Annotated in this window: 21 protein-coding genes; 7 read left to right on the forward strand and 14 right to left on the reverse strand. The window is 64.6% G+C overall.

The window, feature by feature from the left end; all coding sequences use genetic code 11:
• Window positions 1–6 precede the first annotated feature (6 nt).
• Complete coding sequence (gene hpnE / locus GE253_RS08415; protein ID WP_247878557.1) at window positions 7–1,257, forward strand: hydroxysqualene dehydroxylase HpnE; 1,251 nt, start codon at window positions 7–9, stop codon at window positions 1,255–1,257.
• Here the strand turns inward: hpnE and GE253_RS08420 are convergent.
• A complete protein-coding gene (locus tag GE253_RS08420; RefSeq protein WP_153203677.1) occupies window positions 1,254–1,628 on the reverse strand; it encodes an Mth938-like domain-containing protein in 375 nt (124 codons plus the stop codon). The two genes, hpnE and GE253_RS08420, sit on opposite strands and share 4 nt — an antisense overlap.
• Window positions 1,629–1,724: 96 nt before the next feature.
• The gene (yajC, locus tag GE253_RS08425; protein ID WP_089289598.1) at window positions 1,725–2,072 is read right to left on the reverse strand and encodes a preprotein translocase subunit YajC; all 348 of its coding nucleotides are present in this window, start codon (window positions 2,070–2,072) and stop codon (window positions 1,725–1,727) included.
• Between the two features lie 221 nt (window positions 2,073–2,293).
• On the opposite strand from yajC, the gene GE253_RS08430 reads away from it, so the two are divergent.
• From GE253_RS08430 to GE253_RS08445, 4 genes are all read left to right on the forward strand, one after another.
• Window positions 2,294–3,157: an ATP-binding protein gene (locus GE253_RS08430; RefSeq protein WP_153203678.1), complete on the forward strand. Its 864-nt coding sequence runs from the start codon at window positions 2,294–2,296 to the stop codon at window positions 3,155–3,157.
• A 72-nt stretch (window positions 3,158–3,229) separates the two neighbouring features.
• Window positions 3,230–3,562: an XdhC family protein gene (locus tag GE253_RS08435; protein ID WP_153203679.1), complete on the forward strand. Its 333-nt coding sequence runs from the start codon at window positions 3,230–3,232 to the stop codon at window positions 3,560–3,562.
• Entirely contained in the window at window positions 3,559–4,275 is a 717-nt protein-coding gene (locus tag GE253_RS08440) for an XdhC family protein (RefSeq protein ID WP_153203680.1), read from the forward strand. Before GE253_RS08435 ends, GE253_RS08440 begins: the two co-directional genes overlap by 4 nt.
• 5 nt (window positions 4,276–4,280) lie before the next feature.
• Window positions 4,281–5,882 carry a molybdopterin-binding/glycosyltransferase family 2 protein gene (locus GE253_RS08445; protein WP_153203681.1) on the forward strand — a complete coding sequence of 534 codons (1,602 nt, stop codon included), beginning with the start codon at window positions 4,281–4,283 and terminating at the stop codon, window positions 5,880–5,882.
• Here GE253_RS08445 and GE253_RS08450 read toward each other — a convergent pair.
• The 7 genes from GE253_RS08450 to GE253_RS08480 all read right to left on the reverse strand — a co-directional run bounded on the left by GE253_RS08450 (window position 5,866) and on the right by GE253_RS08480 (window position 12,119).
• The gene (locus GE253_RS08450; RefSeq protein ID WP_153203683.1) at window positions 5,866–6,729 is read right to left on the reverse strand and encodes an alpha/beta hydrolase; all 864 of its coding nucleotides are present in this window, start codon (window positions 6,727–6,729) and stop codon (window positions 5,866–5,868) included. The two genes, GE253_RS08445 and GE253_RS08450, sit on opposite strands and share 17 nt — an antisense overlap.
• Window positions 6,729–8,528: an ABC transporter ATP-binding protein gene (locus GE253_RS08455; protein ID WP_247878558.1), complete on the reverse strand. Its 1,800-nt coding sequence runs from the start codon at window positions 8,526–8,528 to the stop codon at window positions 6,729–6,731. The genes GE253_RS08450 and GE253_RS08455 overlap by 1 nt, the downstream gene beginning before the upstream one ends.
• Window positions 8,529–8,663: 135 nt before the next feature.
• Window positions 8,664–9,008 carry a PilZ domain-containing protein gene (locus GE253_RS08460; RefSeq protein ID WP_153203685.1) on the reverse strand — a complete coding sequence of 115 codons (345 nt, stop codon included), beginning with the start codon at window positions 9,006–9,008 and terminating at the stop codon, window positions 8,664–8,666.
• A 3-nt stretch (window positions 9,009–9,011) separates the two neighbouring features.
• Window positions 9,012–10,211 carry a fused response regulator/phosphatase gene (locus GE253_RS08465; RefSeq protein ID WP_153203686.1) on the reverse strand — a complete coding sequence of 400 codons (1,200 nt, stop codon included), beginning with the start codon at window positions 10,209–10,211 and terminating at the stop codon, window positions 9,012–9,014.
• Entirely contained in the window at window positions 10,208–10,951 is a 744-nt protein-coding gene (locus GE253_RS08470; RefSeq protein ID WP_153203688.1) for an ATP-binding protein, read from the reverse strand. Before GE253_RS08470 ends, GE253_RS08465 begins: the two co-directional genes overlap by 4 nt.
• Window positions 10,952–10,972: 21 nt before the next feature.
• Entirely contained in the window at window positions 10,973–11,278 is a 306-nt protein-coding gene (locus GE253_RS08475; protein WP_089289606.1) for an STAS domain-containing protein, read from the reverse strand.
• Between the two features lie 16 nt (window positions 11,279–11,294).
• A complete protein-coding gene (locus GE253_RS08480; RefSeq protein ID WP_173012562.1) occupies window positions 11,295–12,119 on the reverse strand; it encodes a hypothetical protein in 825 nt (274 codons plus the stop codon).
• A gap of 231 nt (window positions 12,120–12,350) precedes the next feature.
• Between GE253_RS08480 and GE253_RS08485 the strand changes: the two genes are divergently transcribed.
• Entirely contained in the window at window positions 12,351–13,319 is a 969-nt protein-coding gene (locus GE253_RS08485; RefSeq protein ID WP_153203690.1) for a response regulator transcription factor, read from the forward strand.
• Between the two features lie 161 nt (window positions 13,320–13,480).
• Here the strand turns inward: GE253_RS08485 and GE253_RS08490 are convergent, their stop codons facing one another.
• The gene (locus tag GE253_RS08490) at window positions 13,481–14,260 is read right to left on the reverse strand and encodes a siderophore-interacting protein (protein ID WP_153203692.1); all 780 of its coding nucleotides are present in this window, start codon (window positions 14,258–14,260) and stop codon (window positions 13,481–13,483) included.
• 113 nt (window positions 14,261–14,373) lie between these two features.
• Between GE253_RS08490 and GE253_RS08495 the strand changes: the two genes are divergently transcribed.
• A complete protein-coding gene (locus GE253_RS08495; protein ID WP_153203694.1) occupies window positions 14,374–14,955 on the forward strand; it encodes a PadR family transcriptional regulator in 582 nt (193 codons plus the stop codon).
• 27 nt (window positions 14,956–14,982) lie between these two features.
• Here GE253_RS08495 and rhaT read toward each other — a convergent pair whose 3' ends face one another.
• The 4 genes from rhaT to rhmD all read right to left on the reverse strand — a co-directional run bounded on the left by rhaT (window position 14,983) and on the right by rhmD (window position 19,199).
• Window positions 14,983–16,056: an L-rhamnose/proton symporter RhaT gene (gene rhaT / locus GE253_RS08500; RefSeq protein WP_153203696.1), complete on the reverse strand. Its 1,074-nt coding sequence runs from the start codon at window positions 16,054–16,056 to the stop codon at window positions 14,983–14,985.
• 106 nt (window positions 16,057–16,162) lie between these two features.
• Complete coding sequence (locus tag GE253_RS08505; RefSeq protein ID WP_153203698.1) at window positions 16,163–16,918, reverse strand: SDR family NAD(P)-dependent oxidoreductase; 756 nt, start codon at window positions 16,916–16,918, stop codon at window positions 16,163–16,165.
• On the reverse strand, window positions 16,915–17,778 hold the full coding sequence (locus GE253_RS08510; protein ID WP_153203699.1) for a fumarylacetoacetate hydrolase family protein: 864 nt from the start codon (window positions 17,776–17,778) through the stop codon (window positions 16,915–16,917). The genes GE253_RS08505 and GE253_RS08510 overlap by 4 nt, the downstream gene beginning before the upstream one ends.
• A gap of 233 nt (window positions 17,779–18,011) precedes the next feature.
• Window positions 18,012–19,199 carry an L-rhamnonate dehydratase gene (gene rhmD, locus GE253_RS08515; protein WP_153203700.1) on the reverse strand — a complete coding sequence of 396 codons (1,188 nt, stop codon included), beginning with the start codon at window positions 19,197–19,199 and terminating at the stop codon, window positions 18,012–18,014.
• Between the last annotated feature and the right edge of the window lie 78 nt (window positions 19,200–19,277).

The raw sequence follows: 19,277 nt of genomic DNA on the forward strand, positions 1-19,277 counted from the left end.
GCCAGCTTGTCCCAGCCCGTCACCCATATTGTCGGCGCCGGTCTGGCCGGCTTGGCCTGCGCCGTGGAATTGGCGGCGGCCGGGCGGGCGGTCATGCTGCATGAAGCCGCCCTGCAGGCTGGCGGGCGCTGTCGGTCCTTCCATGACCCGCTGCTGGATCGTGTGATCGATAATGGCAACCATCTGCTGCTGGGGGCCAATCATCATGCCCTGGCCTATCTAGACCGGATCGGCGGACGGGCGGCGCTGGAAAGCTCGGAGAGGGTGGAACTGCCCTTCCATGATCTGGCCAGCGGGGAAGGCTGGGTGCTGCGCCCCGGCCATGGTCCCGGCTGGATATTCGATCCCGCTCGCAGGGTGCCCGGCACACGCTGGTGGGACTATCTGCGCCCGCTGGCCCTGCCGCTCCACGGGCGGCAGGCGCGGGTGGTCGATGTGCTGGCAATGGACAGCCCCATCGGCCAGCGTCTCTGGCAGCCGCTGACCATCGCCATCCTCAACACGGCCCCGGCGGCGGCATCCGCCGCTCTGCTCTGGTCTGTTTTCCGCCGCACCCTGCTGAAGGGGCCGGCGGCCTGCCGGCCCTATTTCGCTGGTGCTGCCGGTCTGTCGGGGGCCTTTATCGATCCGGCTTTGGCCTGGCTGCGGGCCAGGGATGTGCCCCTGCATGTTGGGCATCGCCTGCGCGGCCTGACCATCCAGGCCGGGCGGGTGGTGGCACTGGATTTCAACGATGGGCCGGTTGGTCTGGGGCCGCAGGATCGCGTGGTGCTGGCCCTGCCGGCACCTGTTACGGCGGAGCTGCTGCCGGGTCTGACGGTGCCGCTGGACCATGGCGCCATCCTGAACGCCCATTTCCGTCTGCCTGTACCGGTACCGTCACTCCCGCCCTTCATCGGGCTGGTCGGCGGGGTGGCAGAATGGCTGTTCCGGCGGGGCGATGTGCTGTCGGTCACGGTCAGCGCTGCTGACCGCTGGATGGAGCAGCCATCAGAGGCCCTGGCGACACTTTTATGGGCGGATATCGCCCGCCTGTTGGGGACGCCGACAGCCCCCTGCCCGCCTTGCCGCATCATCAAGGAGCGGCGGGCCGGTTTCGCCGCTACGCCGGCCAACGCAGCGCAGCGGCCCGGTGCGCGGGTACCTGGGTTGGATAATATGCTGCTGGCGGGGGACTGGACCGATACCGGCCTGCCCGCCACCATTGAAGGGGCGGTGCTGTCGGGCCAGCGCGCCGCCCGGCTGGTACAGACTTAAACCGGCAGCAGGGCGGCCGCCACGCGCCGCCCTTCGGCCAGCAGTACATTATAGGTGCGGCAGGCGGCGGGGCTGTCCATCACATCCACCACCACGCCGGCCTCCCGCAGCGCCTTGCGCAGGGCGGACGGCAGCAACTGCATCTTCGCCCCACAGCCCAGCAGCAGCACCTCCACCTTCGGGTCGGCCTGGGTGATCAGGGCGAAGCTTTCCAGTACCAACCCGGCGAATCCGCTGACATCCCAGGGGTGGGTGACGTCCGGCTGCACGATCACCGCACCCTGATACAGCCGGTTGGAAACGCGGAATATGCCGGGGCCATAGGTGTCGATCACCTGACGGTCGGCGGGGATGATCGGGGTCACATCCATCGGATACCTCGGCTGTGTATGTCCGATATAACAAGGCCCGCGTTACCCCTGTTCCCAAGGGCTGCGCGGGCCTTTCAGGCACAACAAGCGATGATATTACTTATCGTCGCCCTTCACCGGCTCGGTCTTGCTCAGCACGCTGGTGATGGTGCCGCGCATGACGCGGACGCGCACGCCCTCGGCGATTTCCACCGTCACATCATCATCGGTACCCACCTTGATGACGGTGCCGACAATGCCGCCGCCGGTGACGACCTTGTCGCCCCGGCGCAGGGCGTCCAGCATCGACTTATGTTCCTTCATCTTCTTCTGCTGCGGACGGATCAGCAGGAAATAGAAGACGACGAAAATCAGCACCAGCGGCGCCAGCGACATCAACTGTTGCATCCCGCCCCCATCGGTCGGGGCTGCGGCAGCCTGGGCATAGGCCGTGGAAATGAACATCAACTGCTCCTCAAAGGACGGATCTTTTCAGGCGAAACGCCAGACGCGGGGACTATACAAGGGGACGGGCGGGTTGCAACCGAAACTCACCCCAGCCATGCGGCTGAACCGGGTTTGATGGCCGCTTCCACATGCTACCGTTCCGGCCCCGCACAATTGGGGTGGGCGCTTGCCGCCCGCAAGCCCCCATCTTGCCCGAAAACCGCGACAGACGCATGACCATGACCGACACTTCCCATCCGTTGCTGCCGATCCTGTCCCGCATTGCCGACGCGCTGGACCGGCTGGCCCCGCCCGCCACGCCGCGCGCCGATCTGGCGGCGGCCGACGCCTTTGTCTGGCGCGCGGCGGAACTGGCCCTGGTGCCGGTGGAAAAGGTGTCCTTCGTGGAGCTGGAACTGTTGCAGGGCATCAACCGGCAGCGCCAGCAATTGCTGGAAAATACCCAGCGCTTCGCCCGTGGCCTGCCGGCCAACAATGCCCTGCTGTGGGGTGCCCGGGGCATGGGCAAAAGCTCCCTGGTGAAATCCATCCATGCCCGCATCAACCGTGATGCGCCGGGTCTTCTGGTGCTGGTGGAAATCCACCGGGAGGATATCCCCACCCTGCCCAAGCTGCTGGATGTGCTGCGCGTCAGCGACCGCCGCTTCCTGCTGTTCTGTGATGACCTCTCGTTCGGCACCGATGACGGCCAGTACAAATCCCTGAAGGCCATGCTGGAAGGCGGGATCGAGGGACGGCCGGAAAATGTGCTGCTCTATGCCACCTCCAACCGCCGCCATCTGATGCCGCGCGACATGATCGAGAATGAACGCTCGACGGCCATCAACCCGGCGGAGGCGGTGGAGGAGAAGATCAGCCTGTCCGACCGGTTCGGCCTGTGGCTGGGCTTCCATTCCTGCGACCAGGATACGTTCTTCGCCATGATCGAGGGCTATGCCGCCGCCTATGGCCTGAGTATCCCGGTGGAGGAATTGCACGCCGCCGCCGTGGAATGGTCGGTCACACGCGGCAACCGGTCGGGCCGCGTGGCATGGCAATTGATCCAGGAGCTGGCGGGGAGCCAGGGCCGGCGCCTGGGTTGAGCCGCTGGGCCTTTCCGATAAAATCCCCATCTGTGGCACCCACATTTCCCCCGAAGGGCCGGAGGCTGCATCATGAGTACGCTGGCGGCGGATAACGCCCTGATCTTGCAGCAGGCCGCCGACTGGCTGGCGGCGGGCAAACCGGTGGTACTGGCCACCGTCATCGGCACCTGGGGTTCCGCCCCCCGCCCCGTCGGCAGCCTGATGGCCATTGCCGGGGACGGTGCCATGGCCGGATCGGTTTCCGGCGGCTGTATCGAAGGGGCGGTGGCGCTGCAGGCGGAAAAGGTGATGCAGGAGGGGGAGCCGCGCCTGCTCTCCTTCGGCATCAGCAATGACATGGCCTGGGAAGTGGGCCTGGCCTGTGGCGGCAAGCTGGAGATCTATCTGGAGCCGGTAACATGAAACGCCGTGTGTTCGAAGCCCTGCGTCGGGCCCAGCAGGCCGGCCAGGCGGTCGCCCTGGTCACCGATATGGGCACCGGCTTCCAGACCCTGGTGGGCGGCGATGGGCGGCAGCAGGGCGATGTCGGGCTGGAGGATGAATTCCTGCCCCAGGTGCTGGATGCCATCCGCCATGATCGCAGCGGCATGGTGGAATTCTATGATGGCCGTTTCTTCATCAATATCTTCGCCCCGCCTTTGCGGCTGTTCATCATCGGTGCGGTGCATCTGGCCCAGGCATTGGCCCCGGCGGCGCGGCTGGCCGGATATCAGGTGGTGGTGATCGACCCGCGTGCGGCCTTTGCCACGCCGGAGCGGTTCCCCGACATCGCCCTGGTGCCGGAATGGCCGGATGAGGCGCTGGCGGCCTTGCAGCCCGATGCACGCAGCGCCATCGTGACGCTCAGCCATGATCCCAAATTCGACGATCCGGCCCTGAAGGCCGCCCTTGCCACGCCCGCCTTCTATATCGGTGCCCTGGGCAGCCGGAAAAGCCATGCCAGCCGCCGCGAACGGCTGTTGGCCGATGGGGTGACCGCGGCGGATTTCGCCCGCATCCGGGGGCCGGTCGGGCTGGATATCGGGGCCGTCAGCCCGCAGGAAATCGCCCTCTCCATCCTGGCCGACATGGTGCTGCACCTGCGGGGGCCCAAACAAAAAGCGCCAAAGGAATAAGGCGGATGCGTTTCGGTTCCGTACCAACCCTTATGGCGGCTGGGCATATCCTGGCCCATGCCCTGTCACTGCCCGATCTGCGCCTGCGCAAGGGCCATGTATTGACGGTGACAGATACGGACAGGATCATTGCATCCGGTATCGAAACGATCATTGTCGCCCAACTGGACGCCGATGATGTGGCGGAAGACCGGGCCGCCACCCGCGTTGGCCAGCCGCTGGCCGGGCCCGGACTGACGCGAGGGGCGGCCTTTACCGGCCGGGTCAACCTGTTCGCGGCCAGCGACGGCCTGCTGGTGCTGGACCGGGCGGTGATTGACCGGGCAAACCGGATTGATGAAGGGGTGACCATCGCCACCCTGCCCCCCTTCACGCCGGTGGTGGCGGGGCAGATGGTGGCGACGGTGAAGATCATTCCCTTCGCTGTTCCTGAAAGCATCATTTCGCAGGTGGAACAGGTTCTGGGGGAACCGTCGATCTGGCTTTCCCCCTGGGCTGGCCTGTCGGTGGGGCTGGTGCAGACGCTGCTGCCCGGCACCAAGCCCGGCGTGCTGGACAAGACAAGGGCCGTGCTGGCGCAGCGGCTGGCGGGGATTGGCGCCAGCTTGGCCTGGGAACAGCGGGTGGCGCATGAGGAAACGGCCCTGGCCGCTGTGCTGGCGGCGAACAGGGCCGATCTGCTGTTGATCGTTGGGGCCTCGGCCATTACCGATCGGCGCGATGTCATCCCGCTGGCGCTGGAACAGGCGGGTGGCACGGTGCGCCATCTGGGGATGCCGGTTGATCCCGGCAATCTGTTGATGTTGGGGGAACGGCAGGGCAAGCCGGTATTGGGCCTGCCCGGCTGTGCCCGCTCCCCCAAACTGAATGGGGTGGATTGGCTGCTCTGGCGGTTCGGTGCGGGATTGGATGTGGCGCCGGATGATATCATGGCGATGGGTGTTGGCGGCCTGCTGGCAGAGGTGGCGGAACGCCCGGTACCCCGCGCCGTGGGTGCCCGGCAGCCGCGCATCCATGGGCTGATCCTGGCCGCCGGCAGCAGCCGGCGCATGGGCCAGAAAAATAAATTGTTGCTGCCTTTGCAGGGCAAGCCCCTGCTGCGCCATGTGGTGGATGCGGCGGTCGCGTCTCAGCTATCCGGGCTGACGCTGGTGACGGGCCATGATGATGCGGCGGTAAGGGCGATGCTGAACGGCCAACCGCTCCACATCACCCATGCCGCCGATCATGCGGCGGGGATGAGCGCCAGCCTGAAAGTCGGGCTGGCCAGCCTGCCCGCCGACCTGGATGGGGTGATGGTGCTGCTGGGGGACATGCCCCTGGTGACAGCGGCGGATATTGATCGGCTGATCGCCGCCTTCTCCCCCGCCGATGGGCGCGGCATCTGCGTGCCCAGCCATGGCGGGCAGCGCGGCAACCCCATTCTGTGGAACAGCACCTATCTGCCGGAAATGCAGGGCTTGAGCGGCGACAGGGGCGCCCGTGACCTGTTGCTGCGCCACGCCACCGCCATCTGCGACGTGCCGATGGATCGCGACGGCGTGCTGCGCGATGCGGATACGCCCGAAGCGCTGGCCGACCTGATCGCGCTCACGGGCGAACGATAAGCGACCGGCCACCGCTGCGAACCTGTTCCATCTCCACCGGTGAGGGCTTTCCCGCCTCGCCACCCAGGAAGGCCAGCACCTGCGCCATGGCGCCATGGGCCATCAGGTCGGTATGGGCGCCCGCTGCCGGGCGCCAGGCGGTGACGGGGGTGGTCGCCAGTGCCTCCAGCGCCTCCCCCAACGCCACCGGGATGGTGCGGTCGGCGCGGCCATGCAGGATCAGCACCGGGGCGTGCACCTCCGCCATGAAAGCCGCACTGTTGAAACGGTGACGCAGCAGGGCGCGCACGGGTATGAATGGGTATCGCTGGGCCGCGACATCCGACAGGCTGGTGAAAGGTGCCTCCAGGATCAGGGCGGCCAGCCCGCGTTCGACGGCCAGCGGCACGGCGATGCCCGTTCCCAGGCTTTCGCCCCAGATCACCAGCTTTCGGCCCGACACACCCTGCCCGACCAGGAAATCCAGGGCGGCCCGCCCGTCAGCCAGCAACCCCTTCTCCGACGGTTCCCCCTCATTGCCGGCATAGCCGCGATATCCGGCGATCAGCACGCCATAGCCGGCATCGGCCAGCGCCAGCGCCTTGTCCGCCCGCAAGCCGGGATGGCCGGCATTGCCGGGAAACAAGGCGATGGTAGGCTTGGTCAGCCCATCGGCCGGGCGATACCAGCAATCCAGCGCCAAGCCATCGGCCGTGCCGGCCTGTACCACCCGGAAATCAGCCAGTCCCCAATCGGATGGGCTCACACGGCCCCGGTGCGGCCGGAAGATCAGCTTTTCCTGCTGTAGGGTCAGCATGGCGAGAAAGGCGATATACAACAGCGCCAGGATCGCCAGCAACCAGCCCATCAGCCCTCCAGCCCCGCCTGCAGGGCGTAATAGCGGGCATAGGCACCGCCGGTCGCCAGCAGCTCCTCATGCGTGCCCTGTTCCACCACCTTGCCCCTGTCCATCACATAGATACGGTCGGCATCAATGATGGTGGACAGCCGGTGGGCAATGACCATGGTGGTGCGCCCGGCCTGCAACCGGCGCAGCGCATCCTGGATGGCCCGTTCGGACTCGCTGTCCAGGGCCGATGTCGCCTCATCCAGCAGCAGGATGGGGGCGTTCTTCAGCATGGCGCGGGCAATGGCAATGCGCTGGCGCTGGCCGCCGGACAGTTTCAGCCCCTGTTCGCCCACCACCGTGTCATAGCCCTGGGGCAGTTGGATGATAAAATCATGGGCCGCCGCATCGCGGGCGGCCTGTTCCACCTCTGCCTCTGACGCGCCAGGGCGGCCATAGGCGATGTTGGCGCGGATCGTATCATCGAACAGGGCCGTTTCCTGGCTGACCAGGGCGATATTGGCCCGCAGGCTGGCCAGCGTGACATCGCGTATATCCTGTCCGCCCACCAGCACCCGCCCCGCATCCACATCGTAAAAACGTGGAATCAGGTTCAACACCGTGGTCTTGCCAGAACCGGAGGCACCCACCAGGGCCACGGTGCGGCCGGGCGGGATATCAATATCAATACCATTCAGGGCAACGGTATCCTCACCATAGCCAAAGCGCACCTGATCCAGCCGGATACCATGCATGGAAACCGGCAGCGTTTTGGCATCGGGCCGATCCAGGATGGCGGGCTTGGCATCCAGCACCGCCAGCACCCGCTCTGCCGCCGCCAGCCCCATCTGCAACTGGGCATTCAGCTTGGTCAGCGCCTTCATCGGCTGGAAGGCCAGCATGAAGGCACCGATAAAGGCCACCAACTGGCCCGCCGTGCTGTCACCCGTGCCGATCGTATAACCGCCATAAAGGATGATGCCGACCACGGCCACACCGCTGAAAACCTCGTTGATCGGCATGGTCGACGCGGCGGTGCGATAGCTTTTGGCCGTCAGCTTGCGCAACCGGTCGATGGTCACGCCGACCCGCTTTTCCTCATATGCCTCCATGCCATAGGCCTTCACATGGCGGGCGCCCTGGAAGGTCTGGCTCAACACGGCAGAGAAATTGCCCAGCTCCGCCTGCTGGCGGGCGGCGATGCGGCGCAGCCGCTTGCCAAGGCGCGACAGGAACCAGCCGGAAAAGGGAAAGACGGTGAAGGCGATCAGGCCCAGCAGCCAGTCCTTCTCGAACATCACCGCGATCAGCACGACCAGGGTCAGCGCATTATTGACGATGCCGGTCAGGCATTCCGACACGGCCATGCGCATCTGGTTCACATCATTGACCAGATGCGAAATCAACTCGCCTGAGGCGCGACCATGCAGATAGGCCAGATCGGACCGGATCAGATGGCTGTAAACCTGCCCCTGGATGCGGGCCACCACCCGCTGGCCGACATGGTTGACCATGACCGAATGGCCATAGGAGGCGCCACCGCGCACGACAAAGGCCAGAAAGATCAACCCGGCGAAGGGCAGCAGATAGCCATGATTATCTGGCTGGAACACCGTATCCAAAAGCGGTTGCAGCCCCTGGGCGATGGTACCCGTGCCGGCCGCCTCTGCCACCATCAGCACCAGAGCCAGGGCCAGCCGCAGCTTGTACGGCCCCAGATAGGTGCGCATCAGGCGACGCACCAGCGTGAAGGTGGGCTGGTTGCGCTTATTGTCGGCGGGCACAGCCGCTATATTTTTGGACAGGGGCGGGGTGGCCAAGGCAGGCAATTTCCATCAGCGGACACATATCCAGGCAACGGCAATGCCCGTCACCGGCTGCGAAGAGGTAGCATATTGTCAGACGATGGGCACCCGGCAAGAAGACCCGGCGCAGGGCCGCCATTCCCCGCCCCGTCAGGCGGGCTCTGCCGGGCTTTGTCCCCGTAGCCAGCCAGCAATGATCGCCCCCACCCCTTCCCTGGTGAAGGCCACCCCCATCCCCTGAGCGGATTGGCGAACCACACGGGCATCAGCCTGCACACCCACCGCCGGCACCTCCAGCACCAGCAGCGTGCCGATCGGCAAGGAAGGGGCGCCTGCCAACAAGGCGCCAGAGGCGGAAACATCGCTGATGCGGCATTCGAACCGATCCGATCCGACAAGCAGATGGACGGGTGCGGAAACCGACCGCCGGTCATAGCGACGGCGGTTCGGCTTCACCAGGGCGGCAATGGCGCTGAAAAATCCAGTTCCCGGCATGGCTTACAGCCTGCTGATGCAGATGGCGGTCAAATCATCGGCCAAGGGCCGCTGCACCACAGTGTCAAAGGCGGCAAGAAAAGGTGCAAGCCGCTTTTCATCGGTCCCGAAGGTTTGATCGACCAGCCGCAACAGCCCCTCTTCCCCCAGCAAATGGCCGTTGCGATCCTCCGCTTCCGTCACCGCGTCGGAATAGACCAGCAGGCTGGTCCCCTGGGGAAACGCCACCTCATCCGCCGTCAGCAGCGGATTGTTGGAAACGCCCAGCATCAGGCCGCTGGCATCCAGCAGGGTGCTCTTGCCCGCGCAGTAAAGCAGCGGGCTGGGCGCGCCGGCCGCCGCGTAACGCAGCGTGCCGGCGGCCCGGTCGATAATGCCATAGAAGCAGGTGGCAAACTGCCCCACCGGCAGCAGATCCTTCAGCGGCCGGTTCAGCATGGTCAGCCAGGCCGCCGGTTCGTACCCGTGCGGGGGAATACGTTCAATCAGGGTGTGAAAACGGAATGTGTTGATGGCGGCCGAAATGCCATGGCCGGAGAAATCGGCGGCTAGAATGCCCAGCCGGTTTTCATCCAGATCAAACATGGTCCAGAAATCACCGCCCAATTCGTCCGACGGCTCAAACCGCCCCTCGATGGACAGGCCGTGGCGCAGCCCGGCCGCCGTGATCGCCCGCTGATCCGGGATCAGCGACAGCTGCATGTTGCGGGCCAGCTTCAGGTCGCTTTGCAGCCGGCGATGGAAATCAGACAGGTTGCGGAAGAAGAACTGCTTTTCCAGATGCAGCCGCACCCGGGCCATGCATTCACCGGGATTGATCGGCTTGGCCAGAATATCCGATGCCCCGGCCTCAAAGCACTTCACCCCCGCCGGGTCGGAGCGGGAGGAGGTTTGCATCAGCACCGGCAGATCGGCCCAGGCCGGGTTGGTGCGAACCTGCCGGCACATGGCCAACCCATCCATCACCGGCATGTCGATGTCCAGCAGCACCAGATCATAATGACGGGCTGCCAGCTGCTGCAGCCCTTCCTGGCCATTGGTGGCGAAATCAATGCCGCCGATCCCCACCCAATGCATGAAGCGCGAGAGGATTTCCCGGTTGAACCGGCTGTCATCGACAATCAGCACACGGAAATCGCCAAAGGCAATCCGACGCGGCGCGCCGGGGAAGGCGCCCTTCTCGCTGTCCGCACCGCCACTCATCGTTTGAACATCATGCTGATGCGGGAACCACCGGCGGTGACATCCACCGCGTCGGCCAACTCCCGCAGAATGCGCAAGCCCCGGCCCGATTTGGCGTCCGGTGCCACATCCGGACTTGCCGCCTGATACCCCTCCCCCTCATCACTGACGGCAACCAGTGCCCGATCAGCCTCGTTGCTGATATCAATGGAGACACGGCGGCGGGCATAGTCCCGCACGGTCATCCGGCTATGAATTTCACGATGGAAGCGATCAAACGCCTCCCGGTCGCCACCGGGCCCGTTGCGGATACCCAGATTGCCATGCACCACGGCGTTGCTGACCGCTTCGTGCAGGCACAGTTCCAGATCATGCACCCGATCCGGAAGCAGCCAGCCGCGCGCAATCATCTCCGCCCCCAGGATGGGGGGCATCGCCATGCTGAAACAACTGGCCGTCGTCACGGAAACATGCAGACGATCCGATGCCGTCAGGCCGCGCAGGGCGGGGGCAGGCAAGCCCAGATCGCTCTCCACCTCCACATACCCCCGCGCGCCCTCAGCAAGGCACGCCTGCAGCTCCCGATCCGTGGCGCGCAACGTCATCATGATGGTACAGGGCGTGCCCGGCGGGGCAATGCCGAATCCATGCAGTACCGCGATACGCCGCAACAGTGCCGGCGCCAGATCACCACCAATATTGATGGCGCTTTCTGGCGGCCGGCCAGGGCCTGATGGTGGGGTTGGCGGCAGCGCGGTCACGGCTGGCGGCTCCCCGTCCGATCAAGGCGTGACGCGGAAAAGCGTCTGGAATTTGGCGATCTGCAAAATACGGCGCACCGATTCCTGTGCCCCGAACAGCTCAATCTCCACATTCTTCGGCAGGGCCACGTCACGGGCGATCAGGAACATGCCAAGGCCGGAACTATCCACGAACTCCAACCCGCTGAGGTCGAATACGCAGCGTTCACCCTGCATCCGCTCGATTGATTCCACCACAGCGCGGAACTTCTCATGATCCACCAGCGTCATGCGGCCCGCGAGGGTGACGCGTAACCCGTCGGCAGCGGTCTGGACGGCGTAATCCATCGAAAGTCTCCGTGATTCAGTCGAACAGATTGTCGATTTCAGATTGGTCCAACGGATTGGGCGGTTCGTCAACAGCGCTTGCGGGTGCTGGCGACGTGGACGGCTTTGCTGCCGGTGCCGGTGTGGCAAAACCAGACATCAGCGCATCCACCTCATTTTGGTCCACCCCATCGGACCGCGGCCCGCCCAGCAGATGGGCATCAGGCCGCTTATCCTCCGGCTCCTCCGGGGTGGTTGGTTTCACCCCTTCGATATTCCATATGGCAATCATGGCATTGACGCGCTGTTCCACATAGCGCAGCGCATTGACTACCTTACTGGTGCGCTGGCCCGTCAGATCCTGGAAGGAACAGGCGGTGAAAATATTGGTGACTTCATTTTCGATATCGGCGCAGAGGTCGGGATCGGCCCCGCCACGCTTCAACCGGCCCGCCACTTCCATCAGCCGCTCGGCCGATTGCAGGATTTCGATGGAAGCCCGTTCCGTGGTGGAGACGATGGCGTCCAGCTCATTGGTGGCGATGTCGAGTCGGTTATTTCCCGTCTCTTTCGGGCGCAGGGCCGCGATCTCCCGGCGGGCCTGTTCGATGGAGGCCGCCATTTCCATCAACTCACCACGCAGCGCCTCCGCACGGCCGGCGGTCTGATAAAGGCTGGCCTGCTGGCTATAGAGGGCGCGCATTTCGCGCAGGGCGACTTCAAGCTGCGCCTGCCCCGTCTCACCCGCACGCCGGGCATGTTCACGCAGGAAGGCAACACCCTGAGAGGACGCAGCGATTCGGTCGAACAGGGCCGTGTAATCTTCTTCCGACAAGCCCCGGATGATGCCCATTTCGTTCAAGATTCGCGCTCTTCCTCATAAGGGTCAGAACAGTCAGGTACATTGGGTGCACCTTTCCCGTCCGGCCGGGCTCTCCCGCTCACCTATTGCTACCACCAATGGGGCAAGACCAGCAATTGCCGAACAGCCAACCTGATCTTTTGCTTCATTCTTCACCCCCAGCAGCGGTGAAAATGTCCAAACTGGACATTTGGCTACCAATCGCTATGTTTGTCCAAAATGGACGGAGACATGATGTTGGACGTGGCGAAACTGGCCAAGGTTCTGGCATTGGCGGACAGCGCCAATGCCGGGGAAGCGGCCACCGCGATTGAAACCGCGCGCCGAATGCTGGCCCGGGAGGGGAAACGGCTGGTTGATCTGGTTTCCGGTCTGGCTCCTGCACCGCCCGTCCCGGCAGCGCCGGCATCACCACCCGCCCCGGCGTGGGCGCAGCCGTCACGTCATGCTTCCCCTCCGCCACCACCGCCCCGACAGGGGGATGCTGCGCTGGAGCCGGCGCAGGTCATCGCCCGTTATGGCAGCCGGGAGGCGGCCCTGGCCCCCTGCAGCCGGGAGAAACTGTTGCGTGCAGCCGTCGCACGCTGGTCCCGACCGCAGGAAGCACCGCTGGACCGCTGGACCCGCAGCCTGGATGGCTGGACCACAGCCAGCCTGCCCCGTCACATGCCACCCGATATCCGCCGCGCGGTGGAAACCGCCTATTCCCTGCCCACCACCATTGCCGGAGCCATGGCGGAACTGGAATATTGGGAGCGGCGGGACCGGGAACTGGCGGCCCTGGTGCCGCACCGGGTGGCGGGTGAGGCCAGCCAGACCCATCTGGACTTGCCTGCCCATGCCCGCGCCATTGTTATTCGCCGGCTGGTGGAACATGGCTTGCGCGCCCAGACGGCGCAGGACGCCCTGGCGCGCGCCGAATATTGGCGTGCCCGTGCCGGCCGTGGCAGCTGGGTAGAAGCGGCCTTGCTGGAGGATTTGCGCCATCTGGCCCGGCTGGAAGGGGCCGTGGAACAGAATGATGAGGATAAGGGCAAGCCCAGCCATTTCCGCACCGCGTCGGAGCGGCGCGAAGAGGTGGTGCGGATGTTGACGGACCCGGAAACCGCCAGCCTGTCGGATCGGGAAATCGCCCGACGTGTGGGCGTATCGCCGCAAACGGTGGGGAATCTGCGCCGGCGGACAGGCACTGGTGAGTAATACTATCGGTCAAGAATCTTGACCGATAGTACGGCGGCGACTGCCGCCGCGCCGCTCATGCGGCGTAGCCAAGCCAGCGGATGCTGGCGCCGGCGATTGAGGGGCACGAAAGCGTGACCAGCGGTCATGATTTCGTGGCGCTGGTATAAGGCGGCCGAGCCTTATTTCACCCAGTAGCCTGATGCCTTGAGCCAGGCGGGATTGGCCGCGCGTTCGGTTTCCAGCCAGGCCCGCACGGCACGGCTGACACTGGCCTCGGCGGCAATCCAGCCGAACCATGCGCCCGGCGGGAAATCCAGCCCAGCCAAAGCTGTCAGGAACGGGTCGGCATCATCACCCTTGCTCAAGGGGCGGTGGACCCAATGCAGGCTGAGATCGGCGGCACTGGTCAGCGGCAGTTCATGGTCCGGCCCCGCCACGGCGGCCACGACGATGGCGCGGCTGCCGGCCGGCAGTTCTTCCAGCCGCCGGGCAACTGCCGGCAACGCCGTTTCATCGCCCACCAGCAGATGCCAGTCAAAGGCCAGCGGAATCAGCATCGAACCGCGGGGCCCGCCGATGCCCAGCGGATCACCTGGCTGCGCAGTGCGCGCCCAATCAGCGGCGGGCCCACTTTCATGCAGCGCAAAATCAATGGTCAGTTGATTGGTGGCGGCATCGTAATGGCGGGGGGTGAAATCCCGCATGATCGGCTTTTCCTCCCCGGCCATCGCGTCGGGCGCCACCGGCCGCACCGGCCCCTGTTCACCCGGCCGGGGGAAGAACAGCTTCACATGATCGTCAAAGCCAGGGCTGTCGAACCCTTCCAACGCCGGCCCGGTGAGGGTGATCCGCCGCATGGAGGGGGTAAGGTCGGTGACGGCGGAAACCAGCAATTGGCGGAAGCGCAATTCGTGGCGCACACGACGCGGGGTCCGTTCATCCCCGTTCGCATTTTCCATGATATGATCTTTCCTGAATTTATGTACGTAACGATCAAACGATATATCGTTTGTTACGTCAAGAGCGATTCAAGGACGGACCATCCGGTCACGAAACGTTGGAATTTGGAAATATGCGAGACGGAATGCGGGGGCGCGGCCATGGCCGCCATGGGGAACGGGGGGACCATCACCCGGATGGTAGCGGGCTGGGGCACGGCCGGCATGGGCGCGGCGGCGGCGGCCGGGTCTTCGGTCCCGGTGACCTGCGGCTGGTGCTGCTGGCCCTGCTGGCCGAGCAGCCGCGCCATGGTTATGAGCTGATCAAGGCGATTGAAGCCATCTTCCACGGCACCTACAGCCCCAGCCCCGGCTCAGTCTATCCGATCCTGACCATGGCGGAGGAGTTGGGCCATATTACCCCGGTGGAGGGCGATGGCGCCCGCCGCCCGCTGGCAGTCACGCCAGAGGGGCTGCAATGGCTGGCGGATAATGCCGATGCGGTAGAACTGGCCCAGTCGCGGATGCAGTTCGCCGCCCGCGCTATGGTCAAGCGCACGGTGCCAGAACCGGTGATGCAGAGCATGGAAAAGCTGAAGGCAGCCCTGGCCTTCCACGCCGACCAATGGACCCCAACGGAAACGGCCAGGGTAAAGGCCATTCTGGAGCAGGCGGTGAAGGAGATTGGGGGCCTGCCGGAGACGACAGGCCCCTGAGCCCAAGACTTCACCGGCCTGGGGCGGTCAATGCCCTGCCGCGGCCCCACCGGCCAGGGCATTGCCGATGCCGATAATGATGGTGGAACCCACCAGGGCGCCGATACCCGCCCAGACAAAGCTGCGGGTCCGGCGGGAGGTGCCGGCCCATTCCTTCAACGCGAAGCCCCACAGGGTGGAGAACAGAATGATGCTGGCCATATGCAGCGTCCAGGAGGAGAAGCCATAGGCCCCCATCTGGCTTTCACCCATGGTGTAGAAGAAGAACTGCAGATACCACAGCGTGCCGCCAAGGGCGGCAAGCAGATAGTTGCGCAACAGCGGCGGGCGTTCCCCCCCATCGCGCACGCGGCCCACCAGCTCACCCAGGCTGCCATTGCGGAAGATCAGCCAGCCGCACCAGATAGCATTGGTAGTCAGGCCACCCACCAGCACCACACACAGCACTGGCAGCCCCTGCCAGAGCACATCGGTGCCAGCCGCCAATGTCAGGTCACGGATCGGCTGGCCGGCGGCAAGGCCAAAGGCGAAGCAACTGGACATGACGCCGGAGAAGACAGCAACAGCCAGCCCCTTGCGCAGGTCGAATTCGGCCACGCCGCCGCCCTGCCCGCCAGCCCCTTCCGCCTCCTTGGATTTGCCGGCCTTGGCCACCAGCACAATGCCCACCAGCGTCACCAGGATGCCGGACAGGGTGGCCCCGCCGCTCGCCGTCTGGGCCAGATGCAGCAGTGAACCGTCAAAAATCGGTGGCCCCAGCGTACCGATCACCGTGGTCAGTCCCAGCACCACGGCCATGCCCAGCGACAGGCCGAGATAGCGCATGGTCAAGCCGAAGGTCAGCCCGCCAAAGCCCCAGAGCAGGCCCCAGAACCAGCACCAGAACAAGGTATCGGTCGGGGTCGCCCCCAGGACGCCGAACAGGTCATGGGTGCGCAGGCCGGCAACGATCCAGGGCGCGAAAGCCCAGGAGAACAGGCCGCCAACGATCCAGAAAATCTCCCAGGACCAGCGACTGATCTTTTTATAGGGAACGTAAAAGCTGGCGGACGCCAGGCCGCCCAGCCAATGAAAAAGCAAACCAATCAGGGGATTGGGCATTGGTACCATCCTCCCGTCAGGCCGCGTGTGTCGCGGCTCTTGCTTCTTGGCGGGTTGTCATGAATGCAAAGGGGGCGGTGCTGTTCGCACCGCCCCCTTAATGGTCTCAATAGGTTGTGCGTCCGCCGGAAATGTCGAAGGTGGACGCGGTGGTAAAGCTGCACTCCTGACTGGCCATCCAGCAGATCATGGCCGCCACCTCATGCACCTCCCCCAGCCTGCCGGCGGGGATTTTGGAGAGCATATAGTCAATCTGGCTCTGCGGCAGCTGTTCCAGGATCGGGCTCTTAAACGTCGCCGGGGTCAGGGCATTGACGCGGATGCCGGTCTTGGCCAGTTCCTTGCCCAGCGATTTGGTGAACCCGATCACGCCTGCCTTCGACGCCGAATAGGCGGACGCGTTGGGGTTGCCTTCCTTGCCCGCGACGGAGGAGACATTGACGATGCGGCCGTAATCGTTCCTCAGCATGTGCGGGATCACCGCGCGGCAGCAATAGAACAGGCCGTTCAGGTTGATGTCGATCACCCGGCGCCAGCTATCCAGCGGGAATTCCTGCACCGGGACCGTGGCCCCGGTGATGCCCGCACTGGCCACCAGCACATCCAGCCGGCCCAGCTTGGCCGCCACGGCATCGGCAGCGGCCTGCACGGCATCGGCGTCCGTCACGTCCAGTTCAACCGCGTCCACCGCACCCGTGGCAGCCTTGGCGGCGGCCAGCGCATCCGGGTTCATGTCCCAGATCACCACCTGGGCCCCTTCCTGCGTCAGCCGGGCCGCCACGTCGCGCCCCACGCCGGAGGCCCCGCCGGTGACGACGGCAACCTGCCCCTGAAACCGGTTGGCATAGATGATGCCGCTCATGCCACACCTTCCTGGGTCCAGGCCACAACGTCCTGGCACTGTTCACCCAGCTTGGAGATGCCCAGGCGGATCACGTCACCGGCCTTCAGATATGTCGGTTCCGGCTTCAACCCCATACCCACGCCCGGCGGGGTGCCGGTGGTGATCAGGTCGCCCGGTTCCAGGGTGATGAACTGGCTGATGTAGGCGACCAACTGGCGGCAGGTGAAAATCATCGTCCGGCTGTTGCCGTTCTGATAGCGGTGGCCATTCACTTCCAGCCACATATCCAGATCCTGCGGGTCACCCACCTCGTCCGAGGTCACCATCCAGGGGCCGACCGGGCCGAACGTGTCACAGCCCTTGCCCTTGTCCCAGGTGCCGCCACGCTCGATCTGGAAGGCGCGCTCGGAGACGTCGTTGATCAGCACGTAACCGGCCACATGATCCAGCGCCGCTTCCTCGCTGACATAGCGGGCGCGGCTGCCGATGACGATGCCCAGTTCCACTTCCCAGTCGGTCTTCTGGGAATCCTTGGGGATCATCACCGGGTCGTTGGGGCCGTTCAGGCAGGAGACGGCCTTGGTGAACAGCACTGGTTCGGCCGGCACCGGCAGGTTGGATTCCGCCGCATGGTCAGCGAAATTCAGCCCTACGGCGATGAATTTGCGCACGCCATGGATGGGAATGCCGTAACGCGGGGAACCTTCCACGGCCGGCAGGCTGGCCGGGTCGATGGCGGCGATCTGGGCCAGACCGGCCGGCGTCAGCATGTCGGGCGTGATATCGGCAATATGGCCGGACAGGTCGCGGATGGTGCCGGATGCATCCAGCAGACCGGGCTTTTCCTGCCCCTTGGGGCCGTAACGCAGCAGTTTCATGGGTTTTTTCTTTCGTGATCGGAAATGGATGGGGGGCAGGCGCTGCGTCGAACATCCGGTGAGGCACCGTCCGTCCTTCCCCTTCTCCCGTCACCCCGGCGCAGGCCGGGGTCCAGTTTCGTAGAGCAAAGCGCTTGTGACCCTGGACCCCGGCCTGCGCCGGGGTGACGGTGAGAAAGTGGGAGCGGCGTCAAAAACGGAAACGTAGTCGACACAGCCCCCCCAGGCGTCTGTTACTTCCCCGCCCCCACATAGGGCCGGTGCAGGGCAACCTCGCGGTTCAGCTCCACACCGAACCCGGGCTTGTCGGACAGTTTCAGCTTGCCATTCACCGGCACCGGCTCGCCCAGCAATTGCGGGTGGAACATCGGCACCACCTTGTCGGCCTTGGGCGCCATCATCAGGAATTCGGCGAACGGGCTGTTATGCCGGGTGATGACAAAGTGATAGGAATAGACCGACGACCCGTGCGGAATGACCATGACGCCCCGGCTGTCGGCCAGATTGGCGATCTTGGTCAGTTCCGTCACGCCACCGCACCAGCCGACATCGGGCTGGATGATGTCGCAGCAATCCATTTCCATCAGCATCCGGAAGCCCCAACGGGTGGCCTCATGCTCACCCGTGGTCACCAACATGCCCGGCGGGGCTGCCTTCTTCAGCGCGGCATAGCCCCAGTAATCGTCGGGCGACAGAGCCTCTTCAATCCATTTCAGGCCGTATTCCTGCGCCTTGTGGGCCAGTTTGGTGGCATAGTTCAGGTCCAGCGCCATCCAGCAATCGAACATCAGCCAGAAATCCGGCCCCACCCGCTCCCGCATGGTGGCCAGTTCCTCGATATTCTTGCGCAGGCCCTCTTCACCCTCCGCCGGGCCGTGATGCAGCGGCATCTTGCCACCGATAAAGCCCATTTCCTTGGCCAGATCGGGCCGGGCACCGGTGGCGTAGAAGGTCAACTCATCGCGCACGGCACCGCCCAGCAGGTGATAGACCGGTTCCTGCCGCAGCTTGCCCAGCAGATCCCACAAGGCCAGATCAACGCCGGAAATGGCGTTCACCACCAAACCCTTGCGGCCATAATATTGGGAACCGAAATACATCTGGTCCCAGATCTTCTCCACCTCCACCGGGGAACGCCCGATCAGGAAGCGGGAGAAATGCTTTTCCACCAGATAGCAGGCCGGCTCACCCCCCGTGGTGACGGCAAAACCGACCGTGCCATCGGCCGCCTCAATCTCCACCACCAGTGTGCCCAGCACATTGATGCCAAAGCTCTGCCGGCTCTGCCGATATTCCGGATACCGGCTCATCGGCGTGGCGATATGGTCGTCGATCCAATGGCCGTCGCCCTGGTCATGATAATCGGCACCGCCACCCCGCACCACATAGGCACGAACATCGCGGATAAGGGGAAAGCCCATGATGCTGTCCACTCCCTGGAGGGGCGATCATCGCCCGTTCTCATTTATGGGATAGTGTTTTATAAAATGGGACTTGCT

This window comes from Niveispirillum sp. SYP-B3756 (assembly GCF_009495745.1).
In the GTDB taxonomy this organism is placed as follows: Bacteria; Pseudomonadota; Alphaproteobacteria; order Azospirillales; family Azospirillaceae; genus Niveispirillum.

What these genes read in the sequence shown, in the direction of transcription:
- GE253_RS08440 (WP_153203680.1), top strand. Translation starts at nt 3,559, where the DNA reads ATGAAACGCCGTGTGTTCGAAGCCCTGCGTCGGGCCCAGCAGGCCGGC.
- GE253_RS08510 (WP_153203699.1), bottom strand. Translation starts at nt 17,778, where the DNA reads ATGAAACTGCTGCGTTACGGCCCCAAGGGGCAGGAAAAGCCCGGTCTG.
- GE253_RS08505 (WP_153203698.1), bottom strand. Translation starts at nt 16,918, where the DNA reads ATGAGCGGCATCATCTATGCCAACCGGTTTCAGGGGCAGGTTGCCGTC.
- yajC (WP_089289598.1), bottom strand. Translation starts at nt 2,072, where the DNA reads ATGTTCATTTCCACGGCCTATGCCCAGGCTGCCGCAGCCCCGACCGAT.
- GE253_RS08495 (WP_153203694.1), top strand. Translation starts at nt 14,374, where the DNA reads ATGCGAGACGGAATGCGGGGGCGCGGCCATGGCCGCCATGGGGAACGG.
- GE253_RS08475 (WP_089289606.1), bottom strand. Translation starts at nt 11,278, where the DNA reads ATGGATTACGCCGTCCAGACCGCTGCCGACGGGTTACGCGTCACCCTC.
- GE253_RS08420 (WP_153203677.1), bottom strand. Translation starts at nt 1,628, where the DNA reads ATGGATGTGACCCCGATCATCCCCGCCGACCGTCAGGTGATCGACACC.
- GE253_RS08430 (WP_153203678.1), top strand. Translation starts at nt 2,294, where the DNA reads ATGACCGACACTTCCCATCCGTTGCTGCCGATCCTGTCCCGCATTGCC.
- GE253_RS08490 (WP_153203692.1), bottom strand. Translation starts at nt 14,260, where the DNA reads ATGGAAAATGCGAACGGGGATGAACGGACCCCGCGTCGTGTGCGCCAC.
- rhaT (WP_153203696.1), bottom strand. Translation starts at nt 16,056, where the DNA reads ATGCCCAATCCCCTGATTGGTTTGCTTTTTCATTGGCTGGGCGGCCTG.
- GE253_RS08465 (WP_153203686.1), bottom strand. Translation starts at nt 10,211, where the DNA reads ATGAGTGGCGGTGCGGACAGCGAGAAGGGCGCCTTCCCCGGCGCGCCG.
- GE253_RS08460 (WP_153203685.1), bottom strand. Translation starts at nt 9,008, where the DNA reads ATGCCGGGAACTGGATTTTTCAGCGCCATTGCCGCCCTGGTGAAGCCG.
- rhmD (WP_153203700.1), bottom strand. Translation starts at nt 19,199, where the DNA reads ATGGGCTTTCCCCTTATCCGCGATGTTCGTGCCTATGTGGTGCGGGGT.
- GE253_RS08435 (WP_153203679.1), top strand. Translation starts at nt 3,230, where the DNA reads ATGAGTACGCTGGCGGCGGATAACGCCCTGATCTTGCAGCAGGCCGCC.
- GE253_RS08450 (WP_153203683.1), bottom strand. Translation starts at nt 6,729, where the DNA reads ATGGGCTGGTTGCTGGCGATCCTGGCGCTGTTGTATATCGCCTTTCTC.
- GE253_RS08485 (WP_153203690.1), top strand. Translation starts at nt 12,351, where the DNA reads ATGATGTTGGACGTGGCGAAACTGGCCAAGGTTCTGGCATTGGCGGAC.
- GE253_RS08445 (WP_153203681.1), top strand. Translation starts at nt 4,281, where the DNA reads ATGCGTTTCGGTTCCGTACCAACCCTTATGGCGGCTGGGCATATCCTG.